This window comes from Empedobacter falsenii, from assembly GCF_013488205.1.
Lineage (GTDB): Bacteria > Bacteroidota > Bacteroidia > Flavobacteriales > Weeksellaceae > Empedobacter > Empedobacter falsenii_C.
Genome location: NZ_CP040908.1, coordinates 3,661,599 through 3,681,021, shown reverse-complemented (window position 1 = coordinate 3,681,021; position 19,423 = coordinate 3,661,599). Strand labels below are relative to the sequence as shown.

Below are 19,423 nucleotides of genomic sequence, written 5' to 3'. Positions count from 1 at the left end.
AATGGAAAAAGATTTATCAATTATCATTGTTAATTACAATGGAAGAAAGTATTTCGAAAAATGTATTCAATCAATACAAGAAAATCTTACTCATGTTGAGTATGAAATCATTGTGTTTGATAATTATTCAAGTGATGATAGTATTTCTTATTTAACTAATCATTTTCCAGAAGTCATTCTTATAAAGTCTGAGATAAACTTAGGTTTTGGAAAAGGAAATAATGAAGCTGTAAAGTATGCAAATGCAGAAACAATACTCTTATTAAACAATGATACAATTATTCTTAATGATTTTTCGGAGTTGATTAATTTTGTGAGAAATGATCCTAAAGCTGGGGCAATTGGAATTAATATGCTCGATAAAAACAAAAAATATCTTGTTCCAGGAGGAAAATTTCCAAGTATAGCTTCTTGTTTTAAAATAAAAAATGGTGCTTATACAGGTGATTTTGAGAAAGGAATATTTACTGCTCCTTATTATAAAGTTGATTGGTTGGGAGGTTCTTTTATCTTAATGAGAAAGGCTATTTACAATGAAATAAATGGTTTTGATGAAGATTATTTTATGTATGTTGAAGATGTAGATTTATGTAAAAAAATAGCTGATAATGGTTATCAAAATTACTTTTTTGCAAAATATAATTATATTCATTTTGTTGGTTTCAACCCTAAAAAAAACCCTTTACTCATTAAAGGATATCGAACATATTTGAAGAAACATACTCATGGTTTAAATTATATATTATGTTCTATTGCTTTAACATTAAACAGCTTAGTAAAAAAAATTAAATTAATTATGGTGAAATAATGAAAATTTCTAAACAAAAATATTATTCAATTCTACTTATATTACTCATTCTATTTCAATTATATATTGGGTCTTATAAGACTATTTTTGTTTTAGAGCTTATTCTATTAATACAATATTTTATTACAGAAAAAATTGTACTTCATATAAAATTCATCAAAATTATAGCCTTTATAAGCAGCTTTGTACTCCTTGGATTTGTAGGAACATTCGTTTACAACTATGCTTTTATAGATATTTTTAAGGATTTCATTTTCTTTTTCAAACCTATTTTAGGCATTATATTGGGATATTTATATGCTAGAAAAATTGATAATACTGCTTACTTTGCAAAAGTAATCGTATACTTAGGTTTAGCTTGTGCTATCGCGCATTTATCTATTGTTATTATTTCTTCAGATTTAAGAAATATTTCTTCTATGAGATTGATTACTAAAGATAATTTTATAGAATGTTTTAGCCTAGTTTTCTTGTTATTTTATAAATACTTTTTCAAGAAATCATTCACAAAAAACAAACTTTATAGTACAATTATTTTATGTATTCTTTGTTTATCTATTTTCATCTATTTTTCTAGATTAATGTTTATCATTGTGATACTAGTTTCTTTAGGAGCTTTAGGATTAACAAAATTGAACAAATTTAACTTAACAATAATTATCGCCTTAATTTTTTCAATTATTGGACTATTCTATTATCTAAATAATACGCCTATTAATAGAAATGCTAAGGGATTTGATGGTTTTTTATATAAAATTAAAATGAGCCAATCTGAGATTTATCAATCTAAAGTTAGAATAACCGATCATGGAAAACTTTGGGATCATTGGCGTGCTTACGAAGCCTTAAAATCCATACAATTAATTGAAAATAAACCAGAAACTATTATTTATGGAAATGGATTTGGTTCTTTAATTAATCTTAAATTTCACGCCCCTTTAGATGGTTCTAAAAAAGGAATGAAATACATTTCACACACACATAATGGATATACGTTTATCCTTTATAAATTAGGTGTTTTTGCATTATTTGCATACTTATTTTTTATCTTCAGACTTTACTGGGTTGGACAAAAAAGTAATACATTCGAAGCCAAATTTATTTCTGTATTAGCAATCATTTACTTCTTCACAACACTAACAATAACAGGTATTTATAACCAAAGAGATAATATGATTATTATATTAGGATGTCTATTATTTTATTATTTTAATACATTTAATAAATCGTCTGCCGAAGTTGACCAAGCATAATTCGATTCAATTTCTTTTTTAATCCCTTTAATGTCTGATTGATTATTCAGTATAAAATCATCAAAACATTGTTGAATATTTTGATGCTCAAAATTTATTAAATAAGGCTCAAAAAAAGTAAAGTCTTCCATTGCTGTCATATTATTACATAAGACAGGAATTTTTGCTGCTGCTGCCTCTATAGGAGGAATTCCAAACCCTTCATAAAGTGAAGGATAAATAAAAAATGAAGCACTTCTATAAAAATCAACTAGGTCGTCTTGTGGAACTTGCTCTATGTATTTCACTTTATTCTTTACCTCATCTGGTAATTTCATAAAATATTCTTCAAAGGAATTAGATTCCAACGACTTTTTGCCAACAAAAACCATTGTATAATTATTATAAATTGATTGATTATTAGAAAACAATTGCAATAACTGTAATTGATTTTTACGAGGTTCCACTCTACTTACGTATAAAATATAATCTTTCAATCCATATTTTGATAAAATCTTTTCCTGTATCCTCTTCTTATCATAATCTTCTAAAAACTCTTCATTTACACCATTTGGTGTTACAAGAATTTTTGTTAACTGTATATTAAAGTGTTTAGCAATTTGTTTTTTAGAATAGTTAGAAACTGTCAATAAAATATCTGTTTTTTTTGCACTCCATTTAAACAAAATTGTTCGAGAGATTCTATAGAAAAAAGGAAATTGGTTAGGATAATCAACAAATAAAATATCATGAATTGTATTAATGTATTGACAATTTTCATTTAATTTTCTGAATGGAATAATGTATTGAAAATGCATATAATCATACAAAAAAGATAATTTTGGCAATTCTCCAAACATCCTTTTCCAACGATTTTTTTCTTTGTATTCATATAAAGAAATATTATCAAACTCCAAAAACTCATTCATAATCTCTGTTGTCTGTTCTACGACTCCAAATGTTATTTTAATATCTTTTCTTTTTCTTGATAATTCTTTATATAGCTCTACGATATAAGTTCTAGTCCCTTGATATTCTTTATTCAGTAAATAGGCGTCAACAAATATTTTCATATATTAATTTGAATAAAAGTACTACTTCTTTTCAATAAACTATATTCAAATCCGTTTATTATATGAATTCTGAATATTTTTCATTCGAATATACATCAATTATGAAAATTGCCATTTTAGGAACAAGAGGAATACCAAATTATCACGGTGGATTTGAACAATTTGCTGAATTTTTTGCTGTTTATTTAGCTAATAAGGGAGAAGATGTTTACGTTTATAACTCTTCATTACATCCGTATAAAGAAAAAAAATTTAATGGAGTTAAATTAATCCAATGCAAGGATCCAGAAGATAAAATGGGAACTGCAGGACAATTTCTTTACGATTTGAATTGTATTTTGGATGCTCGCAAACGTAATTTCGATATTATTTTACAATTAGGATATACAAGCAGTACAATATGGTGGTGGTTAATGCCTAAAGGAGCGAAAATTATAACTAACATGGATGGTCTAGAATGGAAACGTAGCAAATATTCAAAAAAAGTCCAACACTTCTTGAAATATGCCGAAAAATTAGGCGCAATACATTCTGATCATCTAATTGCAGATTCTTTAGGAATACAAACCTATCTGAAAAACAAATACAATAAAGACTCTACTTATATTGCTTATGGCGCCGATGCATTTATTAACCCAAATAATTCTATTTTAGATAAATATAAAATTCAAAAAAATAATTATAGTTTATTAATTGCTCGATTTGAACCCGAAAATAACTTAGAAATGATTCTAGATGGTGTGACATCATCTAACAAACATGAAATTTTCTTAGTAATTGGAAAACATGAAACTCCTTACGGAGAATTCTTAAAAGAAAAATATAAATCTTTTTCTAACATTATATTTACTGGAGGCATTTATAATTTCGAGGAATTAAACAATATTCGTTATTATTCACGTTTATACTTTCATGGACATTCTGTTGGTGGTACAAATCCTTCATTATTAGAAGCAATGGCATCCAACTGCTTAATTTGTGCTAATAATAATGAATTTAACAAAGGAGTTCTAAAAGAAAATGCATTTTATTTCTCTAACAAAAATGAAGTAAAACAACTTTATGACACTTTAGTTAAAGAAAATGAATTAGAAAAAATTAAGAAAAACACAGCTTCTATAGAAAATGAATTTAGCTGGAGTATTATCAATCAAAAATATTATAATTTATTAAAAGAAGTTATTTAAATGTCGAAATTAGCAATAATAATTCCTTGTTATAATGAAGAGTTTAGATTAAATTTTAATGAAATTGATTTATTACTAAATCAAGCAAACATAGATGTTTATTTTGCAAATGATGGAAGCAAGGACAATACTGTAAAAAAAATAAATCAGTACATACAAAATAAACCAAACACATTTTTATTTGATTATAAAAAAAATGAAGGTAAAGCCTTTACAATTTATAAATCTTTGGTTTCTTTATATGAACAAAATAAATATACTTATATCGGATATTTAGATGCAGATTTTTCTACAAAATCTGTTGATTTCCTTAGCATGTATAATTATTTACAAAATTCTCCCAAGGAATTTATTCTAGCCTCGAGAATAATGTTGCTTAATTCAAACATCAAACGAAAAAAATACAGACATTACATTGGTAGAATAATACTTACTATAATCAATATAAAATATAAATTAGGAATTTACGATACTCAATGTGGAGCTAAAATTTTTTCTCAAAACATTTTGAATGAAGTTTTAAAAACACCTTTTCAAACCGCATGGTTATTTGATGCAGAAGTCTTCATTCGATTGAAGAAAAGCAATTTGCTTACAAATGGAGTCGAATTTCCTATAACTAATTGGGAAGACGTAGCAGGCTCTAAACTTAAATTAACTGATGGTTTTGAGATTTTAAAAGAAATAAATACATTATATAAAAATTATTAACCAAAACAATGAAACTAAAACTGCATATAGACTATCTATCAGGATTTATTATAAGCTTGATCATATTTATTCTAAAGTTTGGACTTCACGTTCTAAACCCTTCCAATACCAAATGGTTATTAGAAGTTTATCACGATTGGGGACAGCATTTTTTAGGATGGAGTTTCTATCGCAATAGCCCATGGACATTTCCTATTGGAACGAACTCTGAATGGTATTATCCAATTGGAACAAATGTAGGAATTACTGACTCTATTCCTTTATTCGCAATTCCTTTCAAGCTTATATCAGGAATATTACCTATTGACTTTCAGTATTTTGGATTATGGTTTTTAGTATGTTATATCTTAAATGGATTTTTTACCATCAAACTTCTAAAAGTTTTTAATGTTAAGAACATTCTTATTCTATCAACAGCGGTAATAATTATTAATACAAATCCAGTTCTTTTATTTAGAACATTGCACCCTTCTTTATGTGCGCAATGGCTAATTATAGCAAGCTTTTACTTTTATTTCAAACCATTAGAAAAAGGCAAATATGCAGATAAATTTGCTCTATATCATATTATTTTATTGATTATTAGTGGTCTTATACATCCGTATCTTACCTTAATTTCTTTAGCATTTTTCTTCATATATTTTGTTAAAAACATTTTAATTTCTAAAGTTTACGATTGGAAAAAAGGACTTTTCTATTTCTTAAGCGGTATTATTGCTTTATTATTTATATGGTTTATTGTTGGAATATTATCTTTCGATTCAACAAATCTTGAAGTTACAAATGCATACGGCTTATATAGTTGGAATCTAAATTCCTTTTTTAATGGTGGAGGGTTTTCAAAATACTTTCCTCAACTTCCTCAAAAAACTTGGCATCAATATGAAGGATATTCTTATCTTGGAATTGGAAGCATGTTTATGCTTTGCTTGGCTTTTATCTTAACTTTCCCTATTTTTATTATTAGAAAAAAAATAGAAAAAAAAACCTACTTAACTTATTTGCTTTTTAGTGTTGCTCTTTTATTTTTTACAGGTTTTGCTATCACAAATATTGTAACTTATAATGATCAAACGTTATACGAACTAAAAGCCCCTGAACTTATTATAAAATTAGGAAATGTTTTCAGAGCTAGCGCCAGATATATTTGGGTAATATATTATGCTCTATTACTATTTGCAATAATAATTATTTCAAGAATTAAAATAAACCAATATATTATTGGAACCTTATTAATCATATTAGCTTTCGTTAATATTTATGATACAAGCATGTTTTTCACCAACGATAAATATAGCGATGGAAAATATGAAGTCCCATTTGAGAAAGTTGATTTTTTAAATCAAGTTTTTTCTAAAGTAGATCATATCATTATGTATCCACCTTATGAAAATAGCTTAGAAAATCAGAACGATTATCAAGATTTTGGATATTTGGCCTATAAAAATAATTGTAAAATTACTTCTGCTTACGTAGCTAGAACAAATGGTGAAGAACAAGTAAAATTTGAACAGTTAATAAATAAACAATTATTAGAAGGTAAAACTCCAGAAAAATCTGCATTTATTACAAAAATTGACTATTTAGATCGCTTTGCATTATTAATTAATACAGGTAAGTTTGCGATCGAAAAATTTGGACAATATTATATTATTTATCCAAAAGAAATTATCAATCAACAATTTGATTTGAATAATTTTATTAATCAAAACTTAGAAACTAAGTCAAAACTATTTTTAGCAACATTCGAAAAATCTATTTTATCGCAAAATAGAACAGAAAATGTAAAAGGTAATTTTGATGAAATCCTAGTAAAAGAAAAAGTATTATTAATTAGTGGATGGGCTTATATAGAAGGACATAAGAATCCAAGTATAACACATACCAAATTTGTATTAAAAGATATGCTAAACAACGAATTTGTTGTAGATGCTAAAATTTCTGATAGAAATGATATCATGGAAATTTTCAAAGGAGATAGTGCAATGTTAAAAACAGGGGCTCAAGGTGTTTTTAAAATAAATAACTTAAAACCTGGTGATTATAATCTATCTATCGTAATAGAAGATGAAAATAATATTTTGCATTCTTCTGATATACAACAAACAATTTCTATAGGTACTAATGAAATTTTACTTCCTATTTTGACTAAAAATGTTAGTAATAATACAACTGTTAAAGCAAGTATTGATACCATTGAAAAAGACAAAGACAAAGAAAACTCTTTCAAAATAAATGGATGGAGTGCTATAGAGAATCGAGATAATGAAAAAACTAAAGTAGAAATTATCTTAAAAAAGGATAATCAACTTTATGCTATAAAAACCTATAAATCATCACGACCAGATTTAAAAGAAGCATTTCCTAATGAAAAAAACATACAATTTGCAGGTTTTAAAACAGAGTTTTCTATTGCTAAATTACCAAAAGGTAAATATGCGGTTGGTTTAAGAACAATCAGTGATGATGCTAAATTAGTAAACATAACATTCTATAATGAATTGGTTGTTAAATAAAATAAAAGACATTAAGATAGAAAATGCAATAAACTTTTCTATCTTATTGTGTCTTGTTACTTTACCTTTACCTTTTATATACAATAATATCGCAACTATATTATTGCTTATAAGTGTAGTTCTAAATTATAAGTTACTGAAATTTAGTTTTAATCTTTCACTCATACTTCCTGTTATTTTGTTCTGCATTGGAGCAATATCTATCACATGGAGTATCAATAGTGAAGAATCTATTAAAGCTATAAGCAAAACAATTCCTTTACTAATAATTCCTTTTATTTTTATACTGATTCCTCCTATTTCGAATCAGCAGCTACGAAAACTATGCTACACATTTAGTTATAGCATAGCTACTTTTATGGTATTTTGCTTGATAAGAGCTTTATTTAGATTTTTATCAGATCAACAATCTAACTGGTTTTTATATCATAACTTGGTCAGTCTTAAAGTAAATGCCATCTATGTATCTGTTTTTGTATCCTTCTCATTTTTAGCTTTAATTAGTAAAAAATCAAAAAAATGGTTTGATTTTACAGCCTTAGCTATTCTTTTTCTTTCATTAATCTTATTATCCTCAAAAAATCTTATTCTTATTACTCTATTTATTTTTGTTATTTATCTATTCAATAATTATAATAAACTAAGCAAAAAGAACTTATTAATAATTTTTTCTGTAGGAATTATAGTTGCTATTACTGCAGGTAATTATATGTTTAGTCGCTTTTATGCAGAATTAGAAGACACAAAAGATAATACAATAATAGAAGACGGTGTAATTAATGTTTCTTTACATAATGCTTTATATCAGCCAGAATTTGGCGAAAACTATTACTTTTCTGGTACAGCAATTAGACTATATCAATATAGATTATTCAAAGAGTTTATTCAAGAAGATAATATTTTTTGGACAGGTTTTGGATTAAATGCTGCTCAAGATAAAATAATAGAAAAACAAATAGATAGAGGTTTAAGTAAATATTTTGGCGAATTAAATTTTCATAATCAATATTTACAGACTTTTGCCGAATTAGGATTTTTTGGTTTCTGTATAGTACTTTCTTGTGTTTTAATAAATTTATATCATGCAATACGTACCAAAGATTTTGTTCATCTTTCTTTTGCATTAATTACAATAAGTTTCTTTATAACAGAATCATCTCTAAATAGACAAAGAGGTATTATGTTTTTTATTCTATTATATTGCTTATTTAATGTAGTTAAATCGCATTCTCATCTCCTTTCACAACAAGAAGAATAGTTAGATAAATAATCTGAATATCTAATAGAAAAGACCAATTTCTTACATAATATACATCTGTAAAAATACGTTTTTCCATATCCAAATCAGAATCTATAGCACCTCTGTAGCCTTTTACTTGAGATAACCCAGTAATACCTGGCTTCACATAATGTCGTAGATTATATTTTTCAATAATTTCTTTATAATAACTATCTTGAGAAATCATATGCGGGCGAGGGCCAACAATTGACATATCACCTAACAATACATTTATAAACTGAGGCATTTCATCCAAAGAAGTTTTTCTCAAAAATGAGCCTACTTTAGTTATTCTATCATCATTACGTACTGTTGCCTTTATTGAATTTAATTTTGAGTGACGCATTGTTCTAAATTTAATACATCCAAATTCATTCCCATTTAATCCATTTCTTTTCTGAATGAAAAATATCGGCCCCTTAGAATCAATAAAAACTAATAAAGAAATAATTGGAATCAACCAGCTTAATATAAATAGACAAATGAACAGAGCAAATAACTTATCGAAACAAAACTTAATAAATTGATTATAAGATAAATCCAAAGGAAATCTTTTAACTTCCAATATTGGTAAAGTATCAATATAATCTATTTTCAGATTTGTAAAATTATTATATATTGAATAAGGGATATAATTTAACTCAATATGATTTTGTTCTGCTAATATGGATAATTTGCGATAGACATTCTTATCAATTGTTCCAAACTGAGAAATAAAAATATGGTGAATATCATTTGTTACAATAAAACTTTCTACATCTACCTTGTCATAAACTAGCTTGTCTTCTAGCAATTCAAATTTATTTCCTTGAGAAAAATTACCAGTAAGATTAAATCCAAGCTCTTTTCTTGATTCTACAATTTCTACAAATTTTTTGGTATTGATATTTTCATCTACAATCAAAACATTCATCAAATCTAGACCAGCTTTATGTCTTGATCTTCTATAAAAAAATATAAATACACGAAAACAAATCATTAAAACAAGAAGAATCGAAATGTAAATTAATCCTAAATAAAAGGACATCAAATCATACTCTTTTAGACCTGAAATTGCAAACAAAATAACCGAGAAATAGATAAGTTGTAGAAATACTCGTTTAATACTCTTGATTAATTTTGTTTTTCTAGAATCCTCATAAAGTTTAATATTTTGAGAAATTATAATCCAAGAGAGAAGTAATAAGAATAATGCTTTATAATGAGCTTCAAAGACTTCTAAGTAAGAAGGTAAATGCATCAAAGGAAGATGTTCCTTTGGATAAAAATAGATATATTGAAGCCTAACAAAAATGAGAAAAAAACTGATTACACAAATAAAATCAAACATTTGTGGTACAAAATACAAAAACCAGTTTCTTCTTCTATACATAGTATCTTTGTTTAAAATTATTTAGCTGAATTTGAACTATATAATTTATTTAAAGATTTTTTTAATTCATCATTACTTATCATGAATGGATCATAAACATTATTTTGATCAGCTTTCAAGTTTAATGATAAAGTTACAGGATTATATTCTATACTAGGGTTATTAACAAAAAATTTACCTATTACATCTTTATTATCTACTTTAAAATCATTTTCGTTATAACTAAATTTAACTTCTTTAATCGTTGCTATAGTTTGCGCAGGATTAGATCCCATATCTACACGAATATACAATGGTTTTTCTCCTTCTGGAATTTTAAATACAACTTTTTGTAATACTTGTTGACCATAAACAGGAACATGAAGAGATTTTTTTTCATCATATTGATCAGTTGTAGAATAAAACAACTGATATACATCATTCGTCGGAAAAACCCCTTCTAGAGTTACTACTACACCTTTAGTAGAATCCTTCTCTACTTCTTCCTTTTCAGACAAATCATTTCTTCCACCTTTTTTATCTCCACAAGACGATAAGGTTAAAAACGAAGAAATCAATAAAGTGCTTAATAAAAATTTTTTCATACTCAAAACAATAAATTAGATAGTTTTTTCATTAAACGCAAAAAAATCTCTTTTCTTATAAATTCTATTGCATAAATTATAATTCAATAATCCCCAACATCATTGCTTTCTTTATTAGTTCTGCATTATTTGTAACTTCTAGCTTTAAAAATATATTTTTCTTATGTGTTTCTATCGTATGCTTACTCAAAAATGTTTTATCAGCCATTTCGTGTACTGTTAAACCTATTGCTATCAGATTAACAATCTCTTTTTCCCTTTTACTCAAAAAAGAAGAAAAAATACTAGTAGTACCCAATACATTGTCATGCTTTTTATAGGTTTCATTATGTACAGATTTTATTGTTTCAAATAACTCTTTTTTAGAAACCTCTTTCAATAATGCAGCATCTACACATGACTTATCTATGCTATTCGCATAAGAACTAATAACAATTATTTTCCCTAAAAAAAATTGATCCCTAATTTTATGTATTAATTCTAATCCATTTATATCAGGCATAGAAATATCTACAATCAAAATATCAATCAAAACATCATTTAGTTTATCGAGTAGATTAATGGCTTTTGTTGTTGAAAAAACAATTTCGAAATCATCTTCTTGTTCTAATAATCTTATTAAACCATCTAAAAAAAGTTGATGATCGTCAACCAATCCTATTCTTATCTTCTTCATTTAACGTTATAATTATTGTTGTTCCATTTCCTAATACCGAATCCACTTTCAATACTCCTCCTATAAGATTTATTCGCTCATTAATATTCAAAATTCCTATCCCTTGTTTTGTTTCTTTTATATCAAATCCTTTTCCATCATCTTCTATAATCAAATTAAACATCATATGATGTCTTGTCACAGTTATTGAGACATTTTGAGCATCAGCATGTTTATATATATTATGAAGAATTTCTTGTAAAATTCTATAAAGATGTATTTTTTGTTCTTCATCCAACAAATCAAAAGCCTCATTAGGATAGATAATTAATTCGATATTTATTGTTGTTTTCCGCTGAAAAGTCTCAACTAATTCTACAACTAATTCTAAAGCCGTTTTTTGATTTAAAATAGATAAACTCAAATTATGAGAAATTTCTCTAATTTCTTTCATCAAATTTTTTGTTCCAGTCTGTAAATAATCTATATCTTCTTGAGTAAAAACATCTTGATATAGAATATTTTTGAAAACAGCCAACTTATTTCCTACTCCATCATGCAACTCTTTTGCTATTCTGTTTCGTTCATTATCTTGACTTTTCACAACATCTTGCATTCGTTTCACCTCGCTCTGTTGTAGTTGCAATAAATTCTTCTTTCTTTGTTTACTTCGATACAATATTCCTAAACTCAGCAATCCTAAAATACTAATAAGTGATACGATTATTATCCAACGATTTTCTATCTCTTGATTCTTTTGTTGAAGATGCAATAAATCAATCTGAAAATCTTTTCGCTCCACATCAAATTTTGTTTGAATTTCATGAATTTGCTTATTTTTTTCTGTATCTGAAATTTGATTTTTTAAGTCATTCTCTAAACTCTTAAATTTATATGCATTCTTAAAATCAGATAATTTATAATAAACATCAGAAAGTTCTTTATACAAAGCCAAATTGTATTCTTTGTCTTTATTATTATTAATAAGTGATAATGCTGTCTCTAAATAGTTTTTTGATGTTATAAAATCTCGTTCTGCTTTTTTATAATAGATTCCTAAATATAAATTTCCTTGAAATTTGTACCTAGATGTCTTATGTTTATACGCTAGTTTTAATGCTTTTATTAGATTATACTTAGCTTTATCATAATTATTAATATCATTAAAATTAAGATAGATTATCCCGAGATTAAGATATTTATCAACCAATTCATTCTCCAATTTATTATTTATAGCTAACATTAATGAGTTATTGATATAATACAAAGCACTATCTTTATTCGTATCCATATATAATACTCCCAAACTATTATAAGTATTACTCAAAGATTTATACAACCTATTCTTTCGTTGAATCTTTACAGCTTCATGATAATACTTTTTTGCATTAATTGTATCATGTTCAGTAATATAAATATTAGCTATGTTACTCAACACATTAGCAGTATTATCAGATAATTGATCAATACTTTCAGAATATCTAATTGATTGATGAAAATAATTTAATGCTTTTTTATAATTTTTCTGATAATTGTAAATACTTCCCTTTACATTAAAAGCTTTCGCTAATATTTCGTAATCTTTTGATTTTTCAGCATTTAAAATAGATTCATTTAAATAAATCTCACTTATAGAATCTTTTTCAAAAACATAATTACAGTAACCAACACCATAAGCTGTTTTAGCTAACCATTTTTCAGATTTTATATACTTACTCAATTTATACGCTTTTTCTACAGCTATATATGCTTTGTTCAAATCTGCATGGTTTTCATAAATAGAGTAATATTGACGTACAACTTCATCATATTTATTTTGTTGACCAAAAATAATTGTTGAAAAAATAAAAATAGTAAGTAAGTAAAGTTTAATGTTCATGAAATAAAAATACCATAAATATGGTATACCACAGAGATTTCTCTTTACATATTTTTATAAAAAAATTATGAAGAAACTTTTACTCCTTTTTGTCTTAATAACATTTAATCAAACTAATGCTCAACAATTTATAACTAATTTTATTATGGGCGAAAATTTAAATGTATCACTTGATTTTGATTCAGAAAACATTGTAATTACTACAGATAACGCTAATACATATTTCAGCGGAAGTTTAATATTTTCAGATCAGGGGGGGCAAGTAAGAATAATTCCACAAGACAGTTATCAAATTAGAATAAAACCTGCTTCAAAAAACTTTAAATCTACTTTAGAAAATGAAACTGGAACTGTAATAGGATCTAGAAAAGATAACACAAGTAGAAAAGACAATAAAATACAAATTTTTCCTATACCCACAACACAATATCTTAACATATCATCTTCATTAGCTCAAATTGTAAGCTATTCTATTTACAACACAAGTGGAAATCTAAAAATTAGTAAAAATGTTTCTTATACACAAAATTTACTAATAGATGTCTCTTTATTTCAGAAAGGAAACTATATAATCATATTAGAATTTAAAAATTCAAACCCTATATCAAAATATTTTATTAAAAATTAAACAAAACAATTATGAAAAAAATTTTATTATCAACTTTAGTTGCACTTATTGGAGCATCTTCTTTATCTGCACAAATCAATACAAACGCCTTTGACTTATCAGCTTCATCTGGTGATCTTAAAATAAGACGCTATGATAATGGAGACTTAGTTTGGAAAAATGCCATCTCTCCTGTTAACAATCAACTTGTAATCAATTATCATTTAGGATTTACTGAAGGTGTAAGTATTGTTGGTAAAACAGCAATAGAAGGAGATTTATATGGCCAAAATGCAAGTTTTTATGGAACACTTTTAGGTTTTAATACTTTTAATACATTCGATTATAATAACCAAAAAGTAGCTCATTATGGTTTATCTAGAATAGGAAATGTTGTTGGCTTATCTGGATGGGATGGCTTGAAATTCTTTTCTAATGGCACAGAACAAATGGTTTTAACTGCTGGAAAATTAGGTATTGGAACCTCTAATCCTGACGAAAAACTAACTGTAAAAGGCAAAATACATGCAGAAGAAATTATTGTAGATCTGGCTGTACCTGCAGATTATGTATTCCAAAAATACTTTACAGGAAAATCTGAGTTAAAAGCAGATTATGAATTCCCTAAATTAGAAGAAGTAGAAAAATTTGTAAAAGAAAACAATCATTTACCAGGTATTCCATCTGCAAAAGAAATTCAAGAAAAAGGATTAAAAGTAGGTGAAATGAACAATCTTCTTTTACAAAAAATAGAAGAATTGACATTGTTACTAATTGAGCAAAACAAAAAAATGGCTCAACAAGAAGAAAGAATTAATGAATTAGAAACTAAAAAATAATCTATGAAAAAATTATTTAGTTTTTTATTACTTTTACTTATATTCAAAGTATATTCTCAGGTGACTATAGGGAATAAATCCGATGTAATTTCGTATGGTCAAACTGGATTTGTTGAAATTGTTTTTTCTAATAATAGATTTCCTTCAAATATGGGAGCTAATATACATCCTGTTTCTACAGACAATGGTTATACAGGTAAGTTTCCTGAAGGTACACAAGCTGTACAACCAGGAGGGCAAGTAAAAATAACATTAGGTTTTAAACACACTTTTACAACTCCAAGAGTTACAGAATACAAATTTAAAGCAATATATGGTTATGTAACAGCGCAAGGTCAAAATATTACTGAGGAAAAAATCATCTCTATACAGATAAATTATACAAGTAATAATATTCCATGTTCTTTACCAATCCCTACGAATTTACAAAATTATAATATTACAGATTCGCAAGCTAATTTTTCTTGGAATAGTGTCTCAGGTGCGAATGATTATGAAATACTCTTAACAACTCCTAATGGGACTAAAAGCTTTTCTTCAACTACAAACAATCGTCTTATCATTGATTTAGCACCCAATACAACTTACTCTTGGAAAGTTGCAGCCAAATGTTCAAATGGAATTAGAGGAACTTTTAGCGCTGAAAAAACATTCATAACAGCTCCTTTTATTTGTCAGGATGTTATGAATATTACGAATCCTATAATAAATTCAAAAGAATATAAATCTCGAAATATTATAAATGCAAGTGCTCCTATCAATGAAAATTTAAATGTTATTTTTAGATCAAATAGTATTTTCCTTAAACCTGGATTTAATGCTAAATCAAAATTTAGAGCTTATATAAAACCTTGTACAAAGGATAATGAATTTATATCTTTAGAAAATGAAGAATTAACAGCCTATATAGGAATGGGAGAAGATATGATTTCTATTTCGAATAATTTAAGTTATCAAAACACTTTCACCATCTCTCCTAACCCAACATCAAATTTTGTACAAATAAATAGTACAGTTGGTATTAACGAGTGGTTTGTCTATGATATCAATGCAAAAGTTGTTGTATCAGGAAATAATAAAAATGCAACTGCTCTTAAAGTTAATTTACAAACTTTACCAGCTGGCTTATATTACTTCAAATTTGTTGATGATTTGGGTACAATAAACGAAAAAACAATTATTAAGAAATAGTTCAAAAAGTCTCATACAAGTTGTGAGACTTTTTACTTTACTATAAAAGCGAACAACTATCTCCCATAAAAAAATAAAAGATTTACTAAAAATAACAAAAGGCAAACCTCCGTCTGCCTTTTTATGGTATTGTGAATTTATTTATAATAATATCTAGTGCAACTACACATCTGAAACACTATCTTGTCTTAAGATGTTCCTGGTAATTCATGTAAAACTTTAATCTTGTTTTCTATAATATAGGTAATGTCTTTTAGCTCTTTGGGTATTATTTCCGTATTGTTTGAATACCAAAATCCTTTCTTTATTCCATCTAAATATAGACTGTATTGCCAATTATCCTTTACAACAGAAGTATCTTTATATAAAGAACTTTCCGAAATTTTCAAAAAAGAAACTTTTAATGTTTCTATTTCTTTTAAGTTTAACGCAATAGTCTTAATCTTATACTTTCTATCTATATTAAATTTCCCATATTCAAAATTAAGTACCTGACCAATACAATAACTCAATTCACCTTTTTCAGACACAAAAAATATATGAGCTCTACTTTCTCCAGGAATCGCCTTTATTAAACATAATTTTTTATCAATTACTATTTTCTCTTGTTTTAAATTAGTTGTCGTAAAACAAGATTGAATAGTTATAAATACAACTAAGATATTTATAACTATTAATATTTTTTGAATAATTCTCATTTCTATTTACTACTTACAATACTTTTTATCATTTTCGATCTTATAAAAGCCCCATTTAGTAGCATCTTTTTGTATAAAATAGACAACTTCATTATGATACATATACTGAGAATTTAAATCTTTATGATTAGGATAATTTATGGGTAAATTTGATTTTAATTTTAATCTATATGTTTCTCCTTCAAGAAAAGAACAATTTTTATTTTTCTGAATTACAACAACATAAACTTCTGAATTATTTTCTAAAAATAATAATTTATTATATTGATAACTTGTTGAATCAATATTTACTAACCTATATTCTGTTTTATCATTAATATCCTGTAATGATGAACAAGAATACATAATAAAAATAAACAAGAAACAAAATTTTAAGGGTACTCCCATAATACTTCTCTTTTTTCCATTTAGGTACACCTCCTATCCCTATCCTCACTAAGATAAATAAAATAAATCTACAATAACCTTCATCAAAGATGATAAACTATGATAAACTACTGATTACTAAAATCAAAAATTCATCAATTTCTATGTATCTATGTGGTGATTATATTTAAAAGTATAAACAAGTTATTAGTTTTAATTTAAAATAATCTCATTTACAGGAATATCTTTTTTACCTAAAACCATATATATTTTTATATTTTCTTAGATTTAAAATTATTAAAGCTAAAAATAAATATCCTAAATATATCATTTTATAAAAATAAGTAGTTACATCTAGAGGAATATATTTAGATAGATAAATATAAACTTCAAGAGGTCTTCTCCTACACATATATCCGTAAAGATAGTTCGATATAGGATAATTACATTGTAAAGTATATGTTATTATACTTGAAACTAATAGAATAATTAAAAAAATCCAAGTGAATTTATTTCTATATAAAAAAAGAAAAATAAAAATTAGAGGAAGAACAACTCTCGTTAATAAAAATGGTTCATAATTTAATACATAGATTAAGGCAATTATCGAATAAAAAAATACCGAGAATATTAAAAAGTTAAATCGAAATTTCATAATTATTTTTATATATTAACATTGTATTCCATCCTTATATTTTACAATTTCCATAAGCTCAACCACACTCACATCATACTCAACACCTCCTATCCCTTTCCTCACTAAGATAAGTAAAATAAATATACAATAACTTTCATCAAAGATGATAAACTATGATAAACTACTGATTACTAAAATCAAAAATTCATCAATTTCTATGTATCTATGTGGTTATTTTATTCAAAAGTTTAAACAAGTACTAACCTTCATCAAAGATGAAAAAACGATGAGCAAACTACTGATTTCTAAAATCAAAGACTCATCTATTTCTATGTAACTATATGGTCATTTATTCAAAAGCTACAACAAACCACTTCCGTAATCAATAAAAACACACAAGTATTATTATTTTTAAGGGGGACAATTGGGGGGACAATTCACTTCTTATGTAAAATCAATAAGATAATAGATTAATTTTATATAAGTCTTACAACTTGTACTATGAAGAGTCAACCATTAAACTCAGTAAATTGGTTTCAACAATTAATTGAAGAAATCAACAAAATGCAACAAGCATTCGAAGATGGTAACATTAGTTCTTTAGATTTATACCTAATGGAAGAAAGGGATGTGCTACAATACCTAAAAATTTGTAAAAGCACATTATACAATTATAGGAAAAAGAAAATCTTAAAAGCATACAATTACTTTGGACGCAACGTTTATTTCCGACACGAGGTATACGAAGCAATCCTCAAACAATTAATCAAATAACCAAGAGCCTATCAAGGCTCTTTTTTTCTGCCCAATTTCTTCATCACAACCACACAAACACCGAACAAACACCGAAGCGTTACGGCACATAACCGAAGAACAACCGAACAGACGCCGCAGAAAAGTACAACACTAATCAAAACAGTACACACCCTTCCAAATCATTCCATTTCATTGCAACTTATAAAAAGATGTCAATTCCTGACCTAAATTCACTATAACAATTAAAACCAAGTTTAACTAAAAAACACAAAATTATGGGTAAAGTTATTGACAGCATCATTTCAGGTACATCAGGTCGTACAGGACGTATTGTAATTGCAAATGTCAACGGATACGAAATATCTCGTATTCGTCCTAAAAAATCAACCAAAGCTCCATCTCCAAAACAAGCCTTAATCAAAGATCGGTTCAACAAAGCCGTACTCTTTATTGCCAGTTACAGGGAATACGTTAAGGCTTTCTTTGGCACAAAAGTAGGTCTACGATCTACTTACAACGCTGCGATGAGTAACGTAATCAATGCATTTCAATGCGATATGGAAAACTTAGAAATCATTCCTAACTATCACCAAATCCAATTTTCCAAAGGAAAAGGAATCGATCCTCAACCACTAGCCATTAGTTCTCCTACACCACTTACTATTGTAATAGATTGGGCGGACAATGCATCAGGAACCATTGCCGAAACAGACTACATGGTAGCCTTATTAGCAGAAGATAATGATCTAAATGTTGGGACACTATTTTTTCAAACAACAAGTATTCGTGCAGATTTATCACACGAATTTACATTATTACCTCGCTACCAAGACAAAGAGCTACATGTATGGATAGCATTTGTAAATGCAGACAACTTATTTGCATCAAATTCAGCCTATATAGGCAAAATAAAAGTAAGTTAAGCGCGCTATACATCTACACTAAAGCTCATCTAAAGTTTCAAGATGAGCTTTAATCTACTTTTTACTTCTTTCATCTAATTTATTCCGTAAATTTGTTCTCACATTTTAAT

The 19,423-nt window shown here is 26.6% G+C and carries 18 protein-coding genes; 11 read left to right on the top strand and 7 right to left on the bottom strand.

The window, feature by feature from the left end; translation table 11 throughout:
• Position 1 precedes the first annotated feature (1 nt).
• Positions 2–808 carry a glycosyltransferase family 2 protein gene (locus tag FH779_RS17140; RefSeq protein WP_052217844.1) on the top strand — a complete coding sequence of 269 codons (807 nt, stop codon included), beginning with the start codon at positions 2–4 and terminating at the stop codon, positions 806–808.
• Positions 808–2,061, top strand: a complete 1,254-nt coding sequence (locus FH779_RS17135; protein ID WP_038336025.1) for a hypothetical protein — start codon at positions 808–810, stop codon at positions 2,059–2,061. The genes FH779_RS17140 and FH779_RS17135 overlap by 1 nt, the downstream gene beginning before the upstream one ends.
• Here the strand turns inward: FH779_RS17135 and FH779_RS17130 are convergent.
• Positions 2,013–3,113 (bottom strand): glycosyltransferase family 4 protein, encoded by a 1,101-nt coding sequence (locus FH779_RS17130; RefSeq protein WP_038336026.1) that lies wholly within the window; start codon positions 3,111–3,113, stop codon positions 2,013–2,015. The genes FH779_RS17135 and FH779_RS17130 overlap by 49 nt on opposite strands.
• 62 nt (positions 3,114–3,175) lie before the next feature.
• On the opposite strand from FH779_RS17130, the gene FH779_RS17125 reads away from it, so the two are divergent.
• From FH779_RS17125 to FH779_RS17110, 4 genes are read left to right on the top strand one after another with little or no spacing between them, the layout of a single operon-like run.
• On the top strand, positions 3,176–4,300 hold the full coding sequence (locus FH779_RS17125; RefSeq protein ID WP_306459997.1) for a DUF1972 domain-containing protein: 1,125 nt from the start codon (positions 3,176–3,178) through the stop codon (positions 4,298–4,300).
• Positions 4,301–5,011: a glycosyltransferase gene (locus FH779_RS17120; RefSeq protein WP_038336027.1), complete on the top strand. Its 711-nt coding sequence runs from the start codon at positions 4,301–4,303 to the stop codon at positions 5,009–5,011.
• A gap of 8 nt (positions 5,012–5,019) precedes the next feature.
• A complete protein-coding gene (locus FH779_RS17115) occupies positions 5,020–7,527 on the top strand; it encodes a DUF6311 domain-containing protein (RefSeq protein ID WP_152606156.1) in 2,508 nt (835 codons plus the stop codon).
• Positions 7,508–8,785, top strand: a complete 1,278-nt coding sequence (locus FH779_RS17110) for an O-antigen ligase family protein (RefSeq protein WP_038336029.1) — start codon at positions 7,508–7,510, stop codon at positions 8,783–8,785. Before FH779_RS17115 ends, FH779_RS17110 begins: the two co-directional genes overlap by 20 nt.
• Here FH779_RS17110 and FH779_RS17105 read toward each other — a convergent pair.
• From FH779_RS17105 to FH779_RS17090, 4 genes are all read right to left on the bottom strand, one after another.
• Positions 8,745–10,136, bottom strand: a complete 1,392-nt coding sequence (locus FH779_RS17105) for an exopolysaccharide biosynthesis polyprenyl glycosylphosphotransferase (RefSeq protein ID WP_180905559.1) — start codon at positions 10,134–10,136, stop codon at positions 8,745–8,747. The two genes, FH779_RS17110 and FH779_RS17105, sit on opposite strands and share 41 nt — an antisense overlap.
• A gap of 59 nt (positions 10,137–10,195) precedes the next feature.
• Complete coding sequence (locus tag FH779_RS17100) at positions 10,196–10,762, bottom strand: hypothetical protein (protein WP_038336030.1); 567 nt, start codon at positions 10,760–10,762, stop codon at positions 10,196–10,198.
• 76 nt (positions 10,763–10,838) lie between these two features.
• Positions 10,839–11,438 (bottom strand): response regulator transcription factor, encoded by a 600-nt coding sequence (locus FH779_RS17095; RefSeq protein ID WP_180905558.1) that lies wholly within the window; start codon positions 11,436–11,438, stop codon positions 10,839–10,841.
• On the bottom strand, positions 11,410–13,296 hold the full coding sequence (locus FH779_RS17090; protein WP_180905557.1) for a tetratricopeptide repeat-containing sensor histidine kinase: 1,887 nt from the start codon (positions 13,294–13,296) through the stop codon (positions 11,410–11,412). The genes FH779_RS17095 and FH779_RS17090 overlap by 29 nt, the downstream gene beginning before the upstream one ends.
• 67 nt (positions 13,297–13,363) lie before the next feature.
• Here FH779_RS17090 and FH779_RS17085 point away from each other — a divergent pair, with 67 nt between their 5' ends.
• From FH779_RS17085 to FH779_RS17075, 3 genes are read left to right on the top strand one after another with little or no spacing between them, the layout of a single operon-like run.
• On the top strand, positions 13,364–13,924 hold the full coding sequence (locus FH779_RS17085) for a T9SS type A sorting domain-containing protein (RefSeq protein ID WP_180905556.1): 561 nt from the start codon (positions 13,364–13,366) through the stop codon (positions 13,922–13,924).
• 11 nt (positions 13,925–13,935) lie between these two features.
• Positions 13,936–14,742 carry a hypothetical protein gene (locus FH779_RS17080; protein WP_180905555.1) on the top strand — a complete coding sequence of 269 codons (807 nt, stop codon included), beginning with the start codon at positions 13,936–13,938 and terminating at the stop codon, positions 14,740–14,742.
• A 3-nt stretch (positions 14,743–14,745) separates the two neighbouring features.
• Positions 14,746–15,933 carry a 3-coathanger stack domain-containing protein gene (locus tag FH779_RS17075; RefSeq protein ID WP_180905554.1) on the top strand — a complete coding sequence of 396 codons (1,188 nt, stop codon included), beginning with the start codon at positions 14,746–14,748 and terminating at the stop codon, positions 15,931–15,933.
• A 188-nt stretch (positions 15,934–16,121) separates the two neighbouring features.
• Here the strand turns inward: FH779_RS17075 and FH779_RS17070 are convergent, their stop codons facing one another.
• Together FH779_RS17070 and FH779_RS17065 are read right to left on the bottom strand one after the other, a co-directional pair.
• Positions 16,122–16,631 carry a hypothetical protein gene (locus tag FH779_RS17070; protein WP_180905553.1) on the bottom strand — a complete coding sequence of 170 codons (510 nt, stop codon included), beginning with the start codon at positions 16,629–16,631 and terminating at the stop codon, positions 16,122–16,124.
• A 9-nt stretch (positions 16,632–16,640) separates the two neighbouring features.
• Positions 16,641–17,018 (bottom strand): hypothetical protein, encoded by a 378-nt coding sequence (locus FH779_RS17065; protein ID WP_180905552.1) that lies wholly within the window; start codon positions 17,016–17,018, stop codon positions 16,641–16,643.
• A 1,117-nt stretch (positions 17,019–18,135) separates the two neighbouring features.
• Here FH779_RS17065 and FH779_RS17060 point away from each other — a divergent pair.
• The gene (locus tag FH779_RS17060) at positions 18,136–18,408 is read left to right on the top strand and encodes a helix-turn-helix transcriptional regulator (RefSeq protein WP_038336224.1); all 273 of its coding nucleotides are present in this window, start codon (positions 18,136–18,138) and stop codon (positions 18,406–18,408) included.
• Positions 18,409–18,665: 257 nt separating this feature from the next.
• Complete coding sequence (locus tag FH779_RS17055; protein ID WP_180905551.1) at positions 18,666–19,313, top strand: DUF6266 family protein; 648 nt, start codon at positions 18,666–18,668, stop codon at positions 19,311–19,313.
• The last annotated feature ends 110 nt before the right edge of the window (positions 19,314–19,423 follow it).

Coding starts and splice junctions, on each gene's coding strand:
- FH779_RS17140 (WP_052217844.1), top strand. CDS start 2: ATGGAAAAAGATTTATCAATTATCATTGTTAATTACAATGGAAGAAAG.
- FH779_RS17135 (WP_038336025.1), top strand. CDS start 808: ATGAAAATTTCTAAACAAAAATATTATTCAATTCTACTTATATTACTC.
- FH779_RS17130 (WP_038336026.1), bottom strand. CDS start 3,113: ATGAAAATATTTGTTGACGCCTATTTACTGAATAAAGAATATCAAGGG.
- FH779_RS17125 (WP_306459997.1), top strand. CDS start 3,176: ATGAATTCTGAATATTTTTCATTCGAATATACATCAATTATGAAAATT.
- FH779_RS17120 (WP_038336027.1), top strand. CDS start 4,301: ATGTCGAAATTAGCAATAATAATTCCTTGTTATAATGAAGAGTTTAGA.
- FH779_RS17115 (WP_152606156.1), top strand. CDS start 5,020: ATGAAACTAAAACTGCATATAGACTATCTATCAGGATTTATTATAAGC.
- FH779_RS17110 (WP_038336029.1), top strand. CDS start 7,508: ATGAATTGGTTGTTAAATAAAATAAAAGACATTAAGATAGAAAATGCA.
- FH779_RS17105 (WP_180905559.1), bottom strand. CDS start 10,136: ATGTTTGATTTTATTTGTGTAATCAGTTTTTTTCTCATTTTTGTTAGG.
- FH779_RS17100 (WP_038336030.1), bottom strand. CDS start 10,762: ATGAAAAAATTTTTATTAAGCACTTTATTGATTTCTTCGTTTTTAACC.
- FH779_RS17095 (WP_180905558.1), bottom strand. CDS start 11,438: ATGAAGAAGATAAGAATAGGATTGGTTGACGATCATCAACTTTTTTTA.
- FH779_RS17090 (WP_180905557.1), bottom strand. CDS start 13,296: ATGAACATTAAACTTTACTTACTTACTATTTTTATTTTTTCAACAATT.
- FH779_RS17085 (WP_180905556.1), top strand. CDS start 13,364: ATGAAGAAACTTTTACTCCTTTTTGTCTTAATAACATTTAATCAAACT.
- FH779_RS17080 (WP_180905555.1), top strand. CDS start 13,936: ATGAAAAAAATTTTATTATCAACTTTAGTTGCACTTATTGGAGCATCT.
- FH779_RS17075 (WP_180905554.1), top strand. CDS start 14,746: ATGAAAAAATTATTTAGTTTTTTATTACTTTTACTTATATTCAAAGTA.
- FH779_RS17070 (WP_180905553.1), bottom strand. CDS start 16,631: ATGAGAATTATTCAAAAAATATTAATAGTTATAAATATCTTAGTTGTA.
- FH779_RS17065 (WP_180905552.1), bottom strand. CDS start 17,018: ATGGGAGTACCCTTAAAATTTTGTTTCTTGTTTATTTTTATTATGTAT.
- FH779_RS17060 (WP_038336224.1), top strand. CDS start 18,136: ATGAAGAGTCAACCATTAAACTCAGTAAATTGGTTTCAACAATTAATT.
- FH779_RS17055 (WP_180905551.1), top strand. CDS start 18,666: ATGGGTAAAGTTATTGACAGCATCATTTCAGGTACATCAGGTCGTACA.